The organism is Cupriavidus alkaliphilus, from assembly GCF_014191175.1.
In the GTDB taxonomy this organism is placed as follows: domain Bacteria; phylum Pseudomonadota; class Gammaproteobacteria; order Burkholderiales; family Burkholderiaceae; genus Cupriavidus; species Cupriavidus alkaliphilus.
Genome location: NZ_JACHWE010000013.1, coordinates 25,086 through 38,635, shown reverse-complemented (window position 1 = coordinate 38,635; position 13,550 = coordinate 25,086). Strand labels below are relative to the sequence as shown.

Here is a 13,550-nt window from a genome sequence, read left to right as displayed (position 1 = left end):
GGCAGGCACATGCCCGTTGCGACCCCAAGGATGAAATGATGAGAATGCTGACGATTGGACTGGCTGCCGGTGCGGCATCGGTGACCCTGCTGGGCGGCTGCGCCGTCTATCCCACGCCCGCCGGCCCGGCGGTCGGTCCGGCGCCGGTGTACGTTGCGCCCGCCCCGGTGGTGGTGGCGCCGCGTCCGTACTACTACGGCGGCTACGGCTACTATGGCCGCGGTTATCGCCGCTGGTAATCGTTCCCGGTAAGTGCGGCGGCGCGGCTCAGTTCCCGGCCGTGTCGCCGGCACGGGCGTTCAGCCCGCCCCAGCTTGGCGCCAGGGCTTGACCGATCTGGGGCAGGTCCACCAGGTCCAGCACGCGCCCGACCGTATGGTCGACCAGTTCGGCAATGCTCTGCGGCTTCTGGTAGAAGCCCGGCACCGGCGGGAACACGATCCCGCCCATTTCCGTCACCGCAGTCATGTTGCGCAGGTGCGCAAGGTTCAGCGGCGTTTCCCGCACCATCAGCACCAGCTTGCGGCGCTCTTTCAGCGTGACGTCGGCGGCGCGCGTGATCAGGTTGTCCGAGAAACCATGCGCGATCGCCGCCAGCGTGCGCATCGAGCACGGCGCCACCACCATGGCGTGCGCGCGGAACGAGCCGCTGGCGATGGTGGCGCCGATGTCGCGCACGTTGTGCACGACGCTGGCCAGCGCTTCGACCTCGGCGCGGCCGATGTCCAACTCGTGCTGCAGGTTCATCACGCCGGCCGGCGAAATCAGCAGGTGGGTTTCCACCGCGGGCGCCGCGCGCAGCACCTGCAGCAGGCGCACGCCGTAGATGGCCCCGGTGGCGCCGGTGATGGCGACGATCAGCCGTTGCGGTGTGCCGCCAGCCCCGGACATGGCGAGACTCAGCCCTTCAGCAGGGTTTGCAGTTCGCCGTTCTGGTACATCTCCATCATGATGTCCGAGCCGCCGATGAACTCGCCGTTCACGTAGAGCTGGGGAATGGTCGGCCAGTTGGCGTATTCCTTGATGCCCTGGCGGATGCCTTCGTCGTCCAGCACGTTGACCGTGGTCGGCGCGTCGACGCCGCAGGCCTTCAGGATCTGGATGGCGCGGCCCGAGAAGCCGCACATCGGGAATTGCGCGGTGCCCTTCATGAACAGGACTACGGGGTTGCCCTTGACGATCTGGTCGATCTGTTGCTGCACGTCGCTCATGGTTTGCTTTTCAGTGGGGCGAGGCCGTGTCGCGGGCGCCGCCTGGGGAGAATGGAATACCGCGCGGCCGGGCCGCACGGCGGGAATCTGACGGCAATTTTACCGGAATCGCCGCGGCGCTTCAGGGTGCCGCGGCGGTACCGGCGGGCTGCGCGCCCGGCCAGCGTCCGCCGGTGCAGCGCTCCAGCCCGGCCAGGTCACGCGCGGTGAAGACCTCGTCGAAGCCGCTGGCTTGCAGCAGCTGGCGCGTGGCCGCGGCCTGGTCATAGCCGTGTTCCATCAGCAGCCAGCCGCCGGGCAGCAATCGCGCGCCGGCGCCGCCGACGATGGTGCGCAGGTCGGAGAGGCCGTCGTCGTGGTCGGTCAGCGCGTCGATCGGCTCGAAGCGCAGGTCGCCTTCGGCCAGGTGCGGGTCGCCCGCGGCGATATAGGGCGGGTTGCTGACGATCAGGTGGAAGCGCAGCTCCGGCGGCAGCGCCGCGTACCAGTCCGATACCAGGAACGCGATGCGCTCGGCGCCCAGCGCGCGGGCGTTGTCCTGCGCCACCATCAGCGCGCCGGGCGAGATGTCGGTGGCCCAGACCTGCGCGTCGCGCCGCTCGCGCGCCAGCGTCACGGCGAGGATGCCGGAGCCCGTGCCGAGGTCAAGCACGTTGGGCTGCGGCACCGTGGCCAGCCGCGCCAGCGCGGCTTCCGCAGCCACCTCGGTATCGGGGCGCGGGATCAGTACGTCCGGCGTGACGCGGAACTTGCGGCCGAAGAATTCACGCTCGCCGATCAGGTAGGCCATCGGCTCGCCCGCCAGGCGCCGCGCCAGCAGCGTGGCAAACGCGTCGCGCTGGGCGATGGTAAGCACGTCGGTGTCGCGCGTGATCAGCTGCGTGCGGCTCAGGCCGGTGACGTGGGTCAGCAGCATGCGCGCTTCCAGCGCAGGCAGCCCGGCCATGGCGGCGAGGGTCTGCGCCTCGCGCAGCGTGGGTGTTGCCGGCAGCGCGGTGGAGTCGGGGGTGGACATCGCGTGGGTAAAAGACGGTTCTGGTGCCGGCTATAAAAAACCCCACCGGTGCGGGACCTGGCGGGGCTTTGGGGCGGTGCTCTGGTGAAACTTCCGGCTTGGTGCCAGTGTACCGCTCATCGGCGGCGGCGGGCGCAATGACCCCGCCGGGCGATTACTTATTGACCGCGTCCTTGGCCTTGTCGGCGCCGGCGTTGACGGCATCCTTGGCGGCCTGCTTGGCGTTCTCCATGGCGTTGCCGGCGTCTTCCTTGGCCTTCTCGGCGGCGGCGGAAGCGTTCGAGGCGGCGTCGCTGGCGGCAGCCTTGGCGGCATCTGCGGCGTTGCTGGCGGCAGCGGCGGCATCGCTTGCGGCGGCCTTGGCGGATTCCGCGGCGCTCTGCATCGCGCTCTCGGCGTTCGAGGCGGCGGGCGGCGCTTCTTCCTTCTTGCTGCAAGCGGCCATGGCCGCGGTGATCATCAACAGCGCGAGCAGTTTTTTCATGATTTCGTCCTAGATATGTTCTCGGGAGTGACTACCCGGCACCATTCTCCGTTTGCCGGTCGAAGTCGATTATAGACAGCGACCCTACCCCTGCCAGTGCTGTTTCAAGCATTTACAACAAATACAAAGATATCGGCGACTTTACGCGGTGTTCATCGCCGAAGCTTCGGCTATGAGGTGCCAAGTGGCGCTCAGGCGTCTTCGCCCAGCGCCGCCAGCTGGTCCGCCTGGTGCTCGGCGGACAGCGCCGACAGTAGCTCGTCCATGTCGCCGTCCATGATCATGTCGATCTTGTACAGCGTGAGGTTGATGCGATGGTCGGTCACGCGGCCCTGCGGGAAGTTATAGGTGCGGATGCGGTCGCTGCGGTCGCCCGAGCCGATCAGGTTGCGCCGGGTACTGGCCTCGCGCGCCTGCGCCGCGCGCGCCTGCATGTCCTTGATGCGGGCGGCGAGCACCTTCATCGCCTTGTCCTTGTTGCGGTGCTGGCTGCGGTCGTCCTGGCACTCGACCACGATGCCGGTGGGCAGGTGGGTCAGGCGCACCGCGGAATCGGTCTTGTTGACGTGCTGGCCGCCGGCGCCGGAGGCGCGGAAGGTGTCGATGCGCAGGTCGGCCGGGTTGATTTCGACCTCGCCAACCTCGTCGGCCTCGGGCATCACGGCAACCGTGCAGGCAGAGGTATGGATGCGGCCCTGCGCCTCGGTGGCCGGCACGCGCTGCACGCGGTGGCCGCCGGATTCGAACTTCAGCCGCGAAAACGCGGCATCGCCGGCGATCCGGATGATGACTTCCTTGTAGCCTCCCAGGTCCGATTCCGATTCGCTCATCACCTCGACCTGCCAGCGCTGCCGCTCGGCATAACGCGTGTACATCCGCAGCAGATCGGCGGCGAACAGCGCGCTTTCCTCGCCGCCCGTGCCGGCGCGGATTTCCAGCAGCAGGTTGCGGTCGTCGTTGGGGTCCCTGGGCAGCAGCAGGCGCTGCAGGCTGGCCTGCAGCGCTTCCAGCCGGTCGCGCGCGGCGGCGATCTCGTCGGCGGCGAAGTCCTTCATCTCCGGATCGTCGAGCAGCGCCTGCGCGGTGGCGAGGTCGTCCTGGGCCTGGCGGTACTGGCCGTATTGCTCGGCCACAGGCGACAGCTCGGCATGCTCGCGGCTGAGCTTGCGGTACTGGTCGATATTGGCGGTCGCGTCTTCGCGCGCGAGCAGGGCGTTGACTTCGTCGAGTCGCTCGGCCAGTTGGTCGAGCTTGGCAAGCATGCTGGCTTTCATCGGGGCGGACAGGGAATCGGGTGGGCCGGGCCGCGCCCACAAGGACGGGCGGCGAGGGCGTGACGGCGCGGGGCGCCGGCAAGGCAAGCGCGGCTAGCGCTCGGAATGGCTGCTGTGGCGGAACAGGCCCGGCACCAGGCGCAGCAGCGCCTCGCGGTCCTCGCCCTGGGTGTGGTTGAGCGCGTGCGTGGGGCCGTGCAGGAACTTGCGCGTGAGCGCGCCGGAGAGCGCCTCGAGCACGGCCTGCGGATCGTCGCCGCGCGCCAGCATGCGGCGCGCGCGCTCCAGCTCGGCCTGGCGGATGGCTTCGCCGCTGCTCTGCAGTTCGCGTATGACCGGCACCACGCTGCGGGTTTCCAGCCAGTGCATGAAGTTCTGCACGCGGCTTTCGATGATGGCTTCGGCCTGCGCCACCGCGGCCTGGCGCAGGGCGTTGCCCTCGCGCACGACCGCACCGAGGTCATCGACGGTATAGAGGAAGACGTCGTCCAGGCGCGAGACTTCGGGCTCGACGTCGCGCGGCACGGCCAGGTCGACCATCATGATGGGACGGTGCTTGCGCCGCTTGACCGCGCGCTCCACCGCGCCCAGGCCGATGATCGGCAGCGAGCTGGCGGTGCACGACACCACGATGTCGAACTCATGCAGGCGCTCGCCCAGGTCCGACAGGCGGATCGCGTTGGCGGTCAGGCCCTGGCCGCTGAGCTGCTCGGCCAGCTTCTCGCCGCGCTCGACGGTGCGGTTGGCGACCACGATCTGGCGCGGCTGCTGCGCGGCAAAGTGGGTGGCGCACAGTTCGATCATTTCGCCCGCGCCGATAAACAGCACGCGCTGGGTCGAGACGCTTTCGAAGATCCGCTGCGCCAGCCGCACCGCGGCCGCGGCCATCGACACCGAATGTGCGCCGATCTCGGTCTGGCCGCGCACTTCCTTGGCCACCGCGAAGGTCCGCTGGAACAGCTGGTTCAGGTACGTGCCGAGCGAGCCGGCTTCGCCGGCGGTGCGCACCGCGTCCTTGAGCTGGCCCAGGATCTGGGTCTCGCCCAGCACCATCGAATCGAGCCCGCTGGCCACGCGGAAGGCGTGCCGCACGGCTTCGGACTGCGGCAGCGCGTACAGGTGCGGCGCCAGCTCCGTGGCCGGCACGTTGTGATGCTGCGACAGCCAGCGCAGGGTGTGCTCGAATCCGTCCGTGCCCGGCGTCAGCACGTCGGTGGCGCAGTAGATCTCGGTGCGGTTGCAGGTGGACAGGATGGCGGCTTCGGTGCCGCTGCGCCCCGACAGGTGGGAGCGCAGCGCGCCCAGCGCCGGCTTGATCTGCTCGAGCGGAAACGCCACCCGCTCGCGCAGCGAGACGGGTGCCGTAGTGTGATTGATGCCGATCGCGAGCAGTTGCATTGTTGGGGACTGGTACGGTCCGGAGCGCGGCCGGACCGGATGTCATTATACCGCCGGGACCGATCATTGCAGTCAGTCCGCCGCGGTGGGTGGCAGGGCCGTCGGATTGCAGTATCGTTACGCCGCGGCCGCTTGCGGCTGTGATGCGGACAACACAGGAGAAGCGGATGCTGGGCACCTTGATCGTGGGTTTGCTGGTCGGACTGGCGGCACGCCGGCTGCATCCGGCAGGGCGCGTGGTGACCCTGCCGGCCGCGCTGGTGCTGGGCGCGGCGGGTGCGGCGGCGGCCTTCTACACCGGCCGCGCGCTGCACTGGTTTGTCGACGGCCAGCTCGGCAGCTGGCTGGCGGTGATCGCCGGGTCGGCGCTGCTGGTCGGGTTCTGGGGCACGGTGCGGCCGCGCGGACGGTAACGACTGAAGCGACTTTCCGGTCAGGAATCTGCACGCGGCTTGATCCTGGTCAGACGGCCGCGAAGGCTGGCGTCAGGCGCGCGCCGCCAGCAGACGGCGCAGTACGCCGCTGGAATAGTGGCTGGCCACGTCGGTCAGGAATGCCGAAAAATCCACATGCGCGGTGTCGTCGGCGCGGTCGGAGATGGTCCGCATCACCGCGTAAGGCACGCCATATTCATGGCAGACCTGTGCCACCGCGGCGCCTTCCATCTCCACTGCCAGCAAGCCGGGCAGCCGCTCGCGCAGTTCTGCCACCGCGGCGGGCGAGCCGATGAACTGGTCGCCGCTGGCGATCATGCCGTGGTGCAGGGCGGGCGCCGCGACGCCAAACTTCTCGCGCACCGCGAGCGGCACGTCGACGGCCAGGTCATGGCGCAGGAAGTCTGCCGCGGCCGCATGCAGCTCGGCCGTCAGCGCCGGATCGGCCGGGAATTCGGCGCGCTCCAGCAGCGGCACTTCATGGCGGCCGAAGAACGGGCGCGCGTCCAGGTCATGCTGCAGGGTGCGGTCGGCGATGACGATGTCGCCCACCTGCGTGCCCGCGCCGATGCCGCCGGCCAGTCCGGTAAAGACGATCTGCGTGGCCCCCAGCTCCCGGATCAGCGTGACCGTGGTCGCCGACGCCGCCACCTTGCCCATGCGCGCCAGCACCAGCACGCACGGCTGCCCGTACAAATGGCCGGCGTAGTAGTCGCGCATGCCGATGGTGCGCACCGTGGCGCGGCTGTCGTCATGGCGCATGGCGGCGACGAGCCCGTCGACTTCATCGTGGATGGCGGCAAGGATTCCGAGGGTCATGGGGCGTGGGTAAACGGGACAAGGGCCACAGCATACCGGCCCGCGCAGGCAGGGCCTAGATGGCGCGCGACCGCACGCCCCCTCCCACGCAACAGGTGCGGCCCACGTATCACTTTGCTAAAGTCGCCGTCATTCCAGCACGCAAGGGCGAGCATGCAAGCAACCCGCATCGGAGCAAATGGCCCGGACCGCGAAGCCGTCGGCGAGCGGCGCGCCATCCGCCAGGCACTGGCCCACTGGCGCGCGCTTGGCCGCCTGGGGCCAGCGGCGGTCGCCGCCCGGTGGGCGCGCACCGAACCGGTCGCCGCGGACTGGCGCCGCTGGCTCGACACTGCGCTGATGGCGCTTGGCACCGCGCTGCTGTGCGCCGGCGTGATCGTGTTCTTTGCCTTCAACTGGCAGGACCTGCACAAGTTTGCCCGGTTCGGCCTGCTCGCCGGGGCGATCACGCTGCTGGCCGGCTTTGCCTGGCTGCGACCGGCGGGCGATGCCGCCGGACGGGCCGCGCTCGGCGGCGCGCAGGTGGTGGCGGGCGTGCTGCTGGCGGTGATCGGCCAGACCTACCAGACCGGCGCCGATCCCTGGCAGCTGTTCGCGCTGTGGGCGCTGCTGGCGCTGCCGTGGGCGCTGGCGGCGCGCGCGGCGCCGCACTGGTGGCTGGTGATCGTGGTCGGCAACCTGGCGCTGCTGCGGTACTTCAGCCTGCGCTTCGGTGTTGACGGCGTGTTCTCGCTGCTGTTCGATTCTCGCCACGTGCGCACCGCCACGCTGGCGTTGCTGGGCGCGGTGGCGCTGCAGCTGGTGCTGTGGCAGCTGCTGTGCGCGAGGGCGCCGGCGCTCGGCTTCCGCGGGCTCACCGGCGGCCGCATGCTGGCCGCGCTGGCGTGCCTGCATGCCGGCTCGCTCGGGCTGGCCAGCCTGCTGCGCAGCGACTTCGACGGCGCCGCCTTCGCGCTGGCGGTGCTGGCGCTGGCCGCGCTGGTCTGGTGGTTCCGCTGGCATGCCTTCGACATCGTGGTGCTGAGCCTGGCCTGCCTGACCGGCATCGTGCTGGCCGTGGCCGCGATCGCCAAGGTGCTGTTCGAGGGCAAGGACGATTTCGGCGCGTTCCTGTTGCTCGGCCTTCTGACCATCGGCCTGGCCGCCGCCGCGGCCGCCTGGCTGATGCGGGCCTGGCGCAGCCAGCTGGAGCAGGCATGAGCAACGTACTGCAGACCGAGCAACGGCTCTGGCAACAACTCGCCGCACGCGGCGAGGTACAGGGCGAGCCGCCCGCGCATCCCCATACGCCGTGGGCGGTGCGCTGCCTGATGGGTGCGGCGGGCTGGCTCGGCGCCTTGTTCTTCCAGTTCTTCCTGGTCGGCACGGTCTTCGTTGCCGCGCGCGAGAACGGCGTGGCGATGGCCGTCACCGGGCTGGCCATGATCGCGCTGGCGGCGCTGCTGTACTGGCGCGGCGGCGGCATCGCCGCGGGGCAGTTCGCGCTGGCGGTCAGCCTGAGCGGGCAGGGCATGGCCGTGTTCGGCCTGACCGAGGCGTTCGGCTTCACGCGCGTGGCCGAGAGCGTCGGCTTCTGGGCCGCGCTGGCGCTGTCCGAGGCCGCGTTGGCCTGGCTGGTGCCCAACCGGCTGCACCGGCTGCTGTGCGGGCTGGGCGCGTGGATCGGCCTGGCCGGCGCGGTGCATCTCGCCATCGCCGGCGGCAAGCCGGAGGACTGGCTGATGCTGACGTGGTCGCTGGGCTGGCTGGTGCCGCTCGGCGCCGCCTTGGCGGCCGGCTTCACGCTGGCCGAGGCACGCCTGTGCGCGGACGGCCGCCATGCGCTGCTGGAACCGCTGGCCGACGCGACCCTGCTGTTCACGCTGGCGGCGGCGCTGGTGGTCACCGGCATGAGCCATCCGCTGGCCTGGCTGGAGGGCCCGCAAGCGGCGCGCATCCCGCTGGCGCACTGGGCCGCGGGGGGGTTGACCACGCTGATGCTGGCCGGCTTCGCGCTGGCCGAATGCCGCCGCCTGGCGCTCGGGCCGGCGATGCAAGGCGGCGTGCTGGGCGGGCTGGTGGCGTTCGGCGCGCTGATGGCGGCCGCGCCCGCGGTGGTGGCCGGCGCGCTCGCGCTGGGGCTGGCGCTGCGCCGGGCCTCGATGCCGTGGCTGGGCCTGGGCGTTACCAGCATCGCCATCGGTTTTATCTGGTACTACTCGGCGCTGCACTGGACCCTGGTGGCCAAGTCGGCCACGCTCGCCGCGGCCGGCGTGCTGCTGCTGGCCGGCCGCCACTGGCTGCTGCGCCGCGCACAGATGGAGGCCGCATGAAGGAGGCCGCATGAAACGCTGGATCCTGATCGCCTGGGCGCTGACGCTGGCGCTGGCCGCCGTCGGCATCGCCGGCAAGGAGCGCCTGCTGGCGCGCGGCGATACCGTCTTCCTCAAACTCGCGCCGGTCGATCCGCGCTCGCTGATGCAGGGCGACTACATGGCGCTGAACTTCGACATCGGCAACCAGATCCGCGCCGCGCGGGCGCAAGACCGACGGCTTCCGCGCGACGGGGTCGCCGTGATCCGGCGCGACCCGCAGGGCATTGCCAGCTTCGTGCGCGTGCACGACGCCGAGCCGCTGGCGGCGGGCGAGCAACTGCTGCGCTACCAGACCGCGCGCTCGCGCTGGGGCGGGATGCAGGTGCAGGTGTCGACCGATGCGTATTTCTTCCAGGAGGGGCAGGGCAAGCGCTTCGCCGAGGCCGAATACGGCGAATTCCGCGTGGGGGCGGACGGCCAGGCGCTGCTGGTGGGCTTGCGCGGCAAGGGAATGGAGAAGCTGTGAGGCGGGCGCGGGACGCCGCACCTGTGAAAAAGCCCGCATCGGCGGGCTTTTTTTGATGCGGTCTGGCGGGAATCAGACGTTGAACAGGAAGTTCATCACATCCCCGTCCTTCACCACGTATTCCTTGCCTTCGGCGCGCATCTTGCCGGCTTCCTTGGCGCCGGTCTCGCCCTTGAAGGCGATGAAGTCGTCATAGGCGATGGTCTGCGCGCGGATGAAGCCGCGTTCGAAGTCGGTGTGGATCACGCCGGCGGCCTTGGGGGCGGTGTCGCCCACGTGGATGGTCCAGGCGCGCACTTCCTTGACCCCGGCGGTGAAGTAGGTCTGCAGGCCCAGCAGCTTGAAGCCGGCGCGGATCACGCGGTCCAGGCCCGGCTCGTCCATGCCCAGGTCTGCCAGGAACTCGGCCTTGTCGGCGTCGTCGAGGTCGGCGATCTCGGCTTCGATGGCGGCGCAGACGGCGACCACGGGGGAATCGGTCTGCTTGGCGTATTCGCGCACCGCGTCCAGATGCGGGTTGTTGTCGAAGCCGTCTTCACGCACGTTGGCCACGTACATGGTCGGCTTGGCGGTGATCAGGCAGAACGGGCGGATTGCATCCCACTCTTCCGGCGCCAGGTCCAGCGTGCGCACGGCCTTGGCCTGGTCGAGCACGGACTGGGCCTTTTCCAGCACCGCGACCAGGCGCTGGGCTTCCTTGTCGCCGGCGCGGGCCGGCTTGACGTAGCGCGCCAGCGCCTTCTCGACGGTGGCCAGGTCGGCCAGGGCCAGTTCGGTGTTGATGACTTCCATATCCGACAGCGGGTCCACGCGGCCGGCCACGTGGATCACGTTGTCGTCCTCGAAGCAGCGCACCACGTGGGTGATGGCGTCGCATTCGCGGATATTGGCCAGGAACTGGTTGCCCAGGCCTTCACCCTTGGAGGCGCCCGCCACCAGCCCGGCGATATCGACGAACTCGACCGTGGCCGGCAGGATGCGCTCCGGCTTGACGATGTCGGCCAGCTTCGCGAGCCTCGGATCCGGCACTTCCACCACGCCGACATTGGGCTCGATGGTGCAGAACGGATAGTTTTCGGCGGCGATGCCGGCCTTGGTCAGGGCATTGAACAGCGTGGACTTGCCGACGTTGGGCAGGCCGACGATGCCGCATTGGAGGCTCATGGTGTGGTCTTCGGAATCAATGGGTTGCGTGATGCCACCGGTGCCGGCAGAGCCGTGGCGGCCGCGCATCGCGCGCTACCGCCGGAACTGCATCGGGACGCGACAAAGACATCACATCGCGCTGGCTCGGCGAAGTTGCACGCGTTGCCACGGAAAACCGCGATTGTAACCTTTTGGGGGGGCGGAGCGGTGTCAGGGCAGAAGCGACGCCCTGGCAAAGAAATCGGCCAGGGTGTCAGCCTGGCCGTGCATCGTGGTCTGGTGCCGGATCGTGATGGTCGCGATCAGGCGCCGTCGGTGAACTGGTCCCGCATATCCGAGGTTTTCGCGCCGTCCGTGAACGTGTCGCGGGTTCCGCTGGTGCGGGCGCCGTCGGTGTAGACATCAAACTTCGATACCTTCGCGCCATCGGTGTAGACATCGAACTTCGAACCCTTCGCGCCATCGGTGTAGACATCGAACTTCGAACCTTTCGCGCCATCCGTATAGACATCGCGAAGTCCGGTACCCCCGAATGCCGTGCCCATGGCCCCTGCGGTAACGACGGCAATCAATAGTGATTGTTTGAGCATTGTTCCACCTCCCTTCAGGTGGTGAGTTCCCCGGGTCAGAAATATTCGCTTCAATATAAGCCCGGGCGCGGCCGAGGGCGCAAGCGCCAACCCTATTGTTTTGTTCTAAGGCTTATGACGTGCGGCTATAAGGATCGGCCGAAGCGCCGGACACTTGTCAGGGCTGCCCCAGGCGCCGCCTGGCGCGGACGGGCCCCGGAGTGACGTGGCTATAATCCAGCCATGACCCGAACCCACGCGTCCGCGCGACCCGCCGCGCGCAAATCCTCCGCTTTCCAGGTTGCCGTCGTCGGTGGCGGCATCGTCGGCAAGTCTTGCGCGCTGCTGCTGGCCCAGCAGGGCATGGACGTCGCGCTGATCGCGCCGAAGCCGGCGCGCGCCGCGGCCAGCGCCGGGCCGGACGACTGGGACAGCCGCATCTACGCCTTCTCCGCCAGTTCGCAGGCGCTGCTCGAGCGCATGCGCGTGTGGGAGGCGCTGGATCCGGCACGGATCCAGCCGGTGCGCGACATGCGGGTATTCGGCGACGTCAGCGCCGCCGAGACCTCGCCCAGCTTCGACGGCGACCTGCATTTCTCGGCGTATGCCGCGGCGGTGCCACAGCTGGCGTGGATCATCGAGTCGCGCCTGGTCGAGCGCGCGCTCGACACCGCGCTCGGCTTCCAGCACCAGGTGACGTGGCACGACGGCAGCGCCGGCGTGTGCGAACGCGACCCCGACGGCATTACCCTGACGCTGGACAACGGCAGCAAGGTGCGCACCGCGCTGGCGATCGGCGCCGACGGCGCGCGCTCGTGGCTGCGCCAGCAATGCCATATCGGCGTCAGCACGCGCAAGTACCGCCAGCTTGGCGTGGTGGCCAACTTTGCCTGCGAGCGGCCGCACCATGAAACCGCCTGGCAGTGGTTCCTGGGCGCGCCGGAAAAGCTCATGGCCGACGAGGAACCCGCCAACGGCGAAGTGCTGGCGCTGCTGCCGCTGCCGGGCAACCATGTGTCGATGGTGTGGTCCGCCGACGAGGCCCACGCGCGCGAGCTGCTGGCACTGTCGCCCGAGGCGCTCGCCGCCACCGTGATGCAGGGCGCCAGCGGCGCGGTCGGCGCGCAGTTCGGCGCGCTGCGCTGCGTGACCCCCGCGCAGGGCTTCCCGCTGGTGCTGCAGCGTGCCGACCAGTTCGTGCAGCCGCACGTGGCGCTGGTGGGCGACGCCGCCCACGTGGTGCATCCGCTGGCCGGCCAGGGCATGAACCTGGGCTTGCGCGACGTCGCGGAACTTGGCCGCGTGATGGCCGACAAAGAACCTTTCCGCAGCGAGGGCGACCTGCGCCTGCTGCGCCGCTACGAGCGCGCGCGCGCCACCGACCTGTTGTCGCTGACCGCCGCCACCGACGGGCTGCACCGGCTGTTCTCGCTGCCCGGCAGCGTGGCGCGGGTGGTGCGCAATACCGGCATGCGCGCGGTCGGCGGCCAGTCCCTGCTCAAGCGCATGCTGATCGGGCGCGCGCTTGGCTAGGTCCGCACGCAGCGCCCGCCCCCTTACCGAATTCCTGGAGTCCACATGTTCCCATCCCTGCGCCGCCGTCCCGCCGTCTACGCCACCATCACCGCGATCGCAGGCGGTCTGGCCGCGGCCGGCTTCGCGCTGCACGCCATCGCCGCGGGCGAGCCTGGCACCGAGCGCATCAAGGAGTCGCTGCAGAAGATGCTGGGCGGCCGCGCCGAAGTGAAGAGCGTCGGCAAGACCCCGGTGCCTGGCCTGTTCGAAGCCAATATCGGCGGCCAGGTGGTGTACACCGACGCCACCGGCCGCTACATCCTGAACGGCGAGATGATCGACACCCGCACCGGCACCAACCTGACCGAGGAGCGGCTCGCCGAGATCAACCGCATCAAGTGGTCGGACCTGCCGCTGGCGCGCGCGATCAAGTGGACCAAGGGCGACGGCAGCCGCCAGGTGGCGGTGTTCTCCGATCCTAACTGCGGCTATTGCAAGCGCATCGAGCAGACCTTCCAGCAGATGGACAACATCACCGTGTACACCTTCCTGTACCCGGTGCTGTCGCCGGATTCGGAGACCAAGTCCAGGCAGGTCTGGTGCGCGGCCGACCGCACCAAGGCCTGGCGCGACTGGATGCTCAAGCAGGTGGCGCTGACCGGCAACGGCAGCTGCAAGACCCCGCTCGAAGAGAACCTGGCCTTGGGCCAGAGCATGAACGTGACCGGCACCCCGGCGGTGTTCTTCACCGACGGCACCCGCATCCCCGGCGCGGCGGACGTCGCCACGCTGGAGCGCAAGCTCGCCAGCATCAAGAAATAAGCGCGCGCCGGACCTGTCCCGGCTCGAACGACGGCCGGACTTG

At 69.4% G+C, this 13,550-nt stretch carries 16 protein-coding genes; 7 read left to right on the top strand and 9 right to left on the bottom strand.

Annotated features, from left to right (window positions below):
* Positions 1-44: 44 nt before the first annotated feature.
* A complete protein-coding gene (locus tag FHX60_RS26940) occupies positions 45-239 on the top strand; it encodes a hypothetical protein (RefSeq protein ID WP_112776756.1) in 195 nt (64 codons plus the stop codon).
* 28 nt (positions 240-267) lie between these two features.
* Here FHX60_RS26940 and FHX60_RS26935 read toward each other — a convergent pair whose 3' ends face one another.
* The 6 genes from FHX60_RS26935 to hemA form a co-directional block, all read right to left on the bottom strand.
* Entirely contained in the window at positions 268-891 is a 624-nt protein-coding gene (locus FHX60_RS26935) for a UbiX family flavin prenyltransferase (protein ID WP_183285129.1), read from the bottom strand.
* Positions 892-899: 8 nt separating this feature from the next.
* Entirely contained in the window at positions 900-1,211 is a 312-nt protein-coding gene (gene grxD, locus FHX60_RS26930; protein WP_012354019.1) for a Grx4 family monothiol glutaredoxin, read from the bottom strand.
* Between the two features lie 121 nt (positions 1,212-1,332).
* Positions 1,333-2,226: a peptide chain release factor N(5)-glutamine methyltransferase gene (gene prmC, locus FHX60_RS26925; RefSeq protein ID WP_112776758.1), complete on the bottom strand. Its 894-nt coding sequence runs from the start codon at positions 2,224-2,226 to the stop codon at positions 1,333-1,335.
* A gap of 154 nt (positions 2,227-2,380) precedes the next feature.
* Positions 2,381-2,710, bottom strand: coding sequence for a hypothetical protein (locus FHX60_RS26920; RefSeq protein WP_092318002.1), 330 nt, complete (start codon positions 2,708-2,710; stop codon positions 2,381-2,383).
* Positions 2,711-2,901: 191 nt separating this feature from the next.
* Complete coding sequence (gene prfA / locus FHX60_RS26915; RefSeq protein WP_092317999.1) at positions 2,902-3,984, bottom strand: peptide chain release factor 1; 1,083 nt, start codon at positions 3,982-3,984, stop codon at positions 2,902-2,904.
* A 93-nt stretch (positions 3,985-4,077) separates the two neighbouring features.
* A complete protein-coding gene (gene hemA, locus FHX60_RS26910) occupies positions 4,078-5,382 on the bottom strand; it encodes a glutamyl-tRNA reductase (protein WP_062801867.1) in 1,305 nt (434 codons plus the stop codon).
* Between the two features lie 167 nt (positions 5,383-5,549).
* Here hemA and FHX60_RS26905 point away from each other — a divergent pair, with 167 nt between their 5' ends.
* Entirely contained in the window at positions 5,550-5,795 is a 246-nt protein-coding gene (locus FHX60_RS26905; protein WP_092317996.1) for a hypothetical protein, read from the top strand.
* 72 nt (positions 5,796-5,867) lie between these two features.
* Here FHX60_RS26905 and FHX60_RS26900 read toward each other — a convergent pair whose 3' ends face one another.
* Positions 5,868-6,635 (bottom strand): 5'-methylthioadenosine/adenosylhomocysteine nucleosidase, encoded by a 768-nt coding sequence (locus tag FHX60_RS26900; RefSeq protein ID WP_112776760.1) that lies wholly within the window; start codon positions 6,633-6,635, stop codon positions 5,868-5,870.
* A 153-nt stretch (positions 6,636-6,788) separates the two neighbouring features.
* On the opposite strand from FHX60_RS26900, the gene FHX60_RS26895 reads away from it, so the two are divergent.
* The 3 genes from FHX60_RS26895 to FHX60_RS26885 are packed head-to-tail and all read left to right on the top strand — an operon-like array spanning position 6,789 to position 9,455.
* Complete coding sequence (locus FHX60_RS26895; RefSeq protein ID WP_183285128.1) at positions 6,789-7,835, top strand: DUF2157 domain-containing protein; 1,047 nt, start codon at positions 6,789-6,791, stop codon at positions 7,833-7,835.
* Complete coding sequence (locus tag FHX60_RS26890; RefSeq protein WP_112776762.1) at positions 7,832-8,947, top strand: DUF4401 domain-containing protein; 1,116 nt, start codon at positions 7,832-7,834, stop codon at positions 8,945-8,947. The genes FHX60_RS26895 and FHX60_RS26890 overlap by 4 nt, the downstream gene beginning before the upstream one ends.
* A gap of 10 nt (positions 8,948-8,957) precedes the next feature.
* A complete protein-coding gene (locus tag FHX60_RS26885; protein WP_183285127.1) occupies positions 8,958-9,455 on the top strand; it encodes a GDYXXLXY domain-containing protein in 498 nt (165 codons plus the stop codon).
* Positions 9,456-9,527: 72 nt separating this feature from the next.
* Here the strand turns inward: FHX60_RS26885 and ychF are convergent, their stop codons facing one another.
* Both ychF and FHX60_RS26875 read right to left on the bottom strand, forming a co-directional pair.
* Positions 9,528-10,619, bottom strand: a complete 1,092-nt coding sequence (gene ychF / locus FHX60_RS26880; protein ID WP_183285126.1) for a redox-regulated ATPase YchF — start codon at positions 10,617-10,619, stop codon at positions 9,528-9,530.
* Positions 10,620-10,903: 284 nt separating this feature from the next.
* Positions 10,904-11,191 (bottom strand): hypothetical protein, encoded by a 288-nt coding sequence (locus FHX60_RS26875; RefSeq protein WP_112776764.1) that lies wholly within the window; start codon positions 11,189-11,191, stop codon positions 10,904-10,906.
* A gap of 222 nt (positions 11,192-11,413) precedes the next feature.
* Between FHX60_RS26875 and FHX60_RS26870 the strand changes: the two genes are divergently transcribed.
* Together FHX60_RS26870 and FHX60_RS26865 are read left to right on the top strand one after the other, a co-directional pair.
* Positions 11,414-12,703, top strand: coding sequence for a UbiH/UbiF family hydroxylase (locus tag FHX60_RS26870; RefSeq protein ID WP_183285125.1), 1,290 nt, complete (start codon positions 11,414-11,416; stop codon positions 12,701-12,703).
* Positions 12,704-12,748: 45 nt separating this feature from the next.
* Positions 12,749-13,507 carry a DsbC family protein gene (locus tag FHX60_RS26865; RefSeq protein WP_092317976.1) on the top strand — a complete coding sequence of 253 codons (759 nt, stop codon included), beginning with the start codon at positions 12,749-12,751 and terminating at the stop codon, positions 13,505-13,507.
* Positions 13,508-13,550 lie beyond the last annotated feature (43 nt).

Bases quoted from the DNA above. Each gene is read 5' to 3' on its own strand.
- FHX60_RS26865 (WP_092317976.1), top strand. From the start codon at position 12,749: ATGTTCCCATCCCTGCGCCGCCGTCCCGCCGTCTACGCCACCATCACC.
- hemA (WP_062801867.1), bottom strand. From the start codon at position 5,382: ATGCAACTGCTCGCGATCGGCATCAATCACACTACGGCACCCGTCTCG.
- ychF (WP_183285126.1), bottom strand. From the start codon at position 10,619: ATGAGCCTCCAATGCGGCATCGTCGGCCTGCCCAACGTCGGCAAGTCC.
- prfA (WP_092317999.1), bottom strand. From the start codon at position 3,984: ATGAAAGCCAGCATGCTTGCCAAGCTCGACCAACTGGCCGAGCGACTC.
- FHX60_RS26885 (WP_183285127.1), top strand. From the start codon at position 8,958: ATGAAACGCTGGATCCTGATCGCCTGGGCGCTGACGCTGGCGCTGGCC.
- FHX60_RS26870 (WP_183285125.1), top strand. From the start codon at position 11,414: ATGACCCGAACCCACGCGTCCGCGCGACCCGCCGCGCGCAAATCCTCC.
- prmC (WP_112776758.1), bottom strand. From the start codon at position 2,226: ATGTCCACCCCCGACTCCACCGCGCTGCCGGCAACACCCACGCTGCGC.
- FHX60_RS26935 (WP_183285129.1), bottom strand. From the start codon at position 891: ATGTCCGGGGCTGGCGGCACACCGCAACGGCTGATCGTCGCCATCACC.
- FHX60_RS26895 (WP_183285128.1), top strand. From the start codon at position 6,789: ATGCAAGCAACCCGCATCGGAGCAAATGGCCCGGACCGCGAAGCCGTC.
- FHX60_RS26875 (WP_112776764.1), bottom strand. From the start codon at position 11,191: ATGCTCAAACAATCACTATTGATTGCCGTCGTTACCGCAGGGGCCATG.
- grxD (WP_012354019.1), bottom strand. From the start codon at position 1,211: ATGAGCGACGTGCAGCAACAGATCGACCAGATCGTCAAGGGCAACCCC.
- FHX60_RS26890 (WP_112776762.1), top strand. From the start codon at position 7,832: ATGAGCAACGTACTGCAGACCGAGCAACGGCTCTGGCAACAACTCGCC.
- FHX60_RS26920 (WP_092318002.1), bottom strand. From the start codon at position 2,710: ATGAAAAAACTGCTCGCGCTGTTGATGATCACCGCGGCCATGGCCGCT.
- FHX60_RS26940 (WP_112776756.1), top strand. From the start codon at position 45: ATGCTGACGATTGGACTGGCTGCCGGTGCGGCATCGGTGACCCTGCTG.
- FHX60_RS26905 (WP_092317996.1), top strand. From the start codon at position 5,550: ATGCTGGGCACCTTGATCGTGGGTTTGCTGGTCGGACTGGCGGCACGC.
- FHX60_RS26900 (WP_112776760.1), bottom strand. From the start codon at position 6,635: ATGACCCTCGGAATCCTTGCCGCCATCCACGATGAAGTCGACGGGCTC.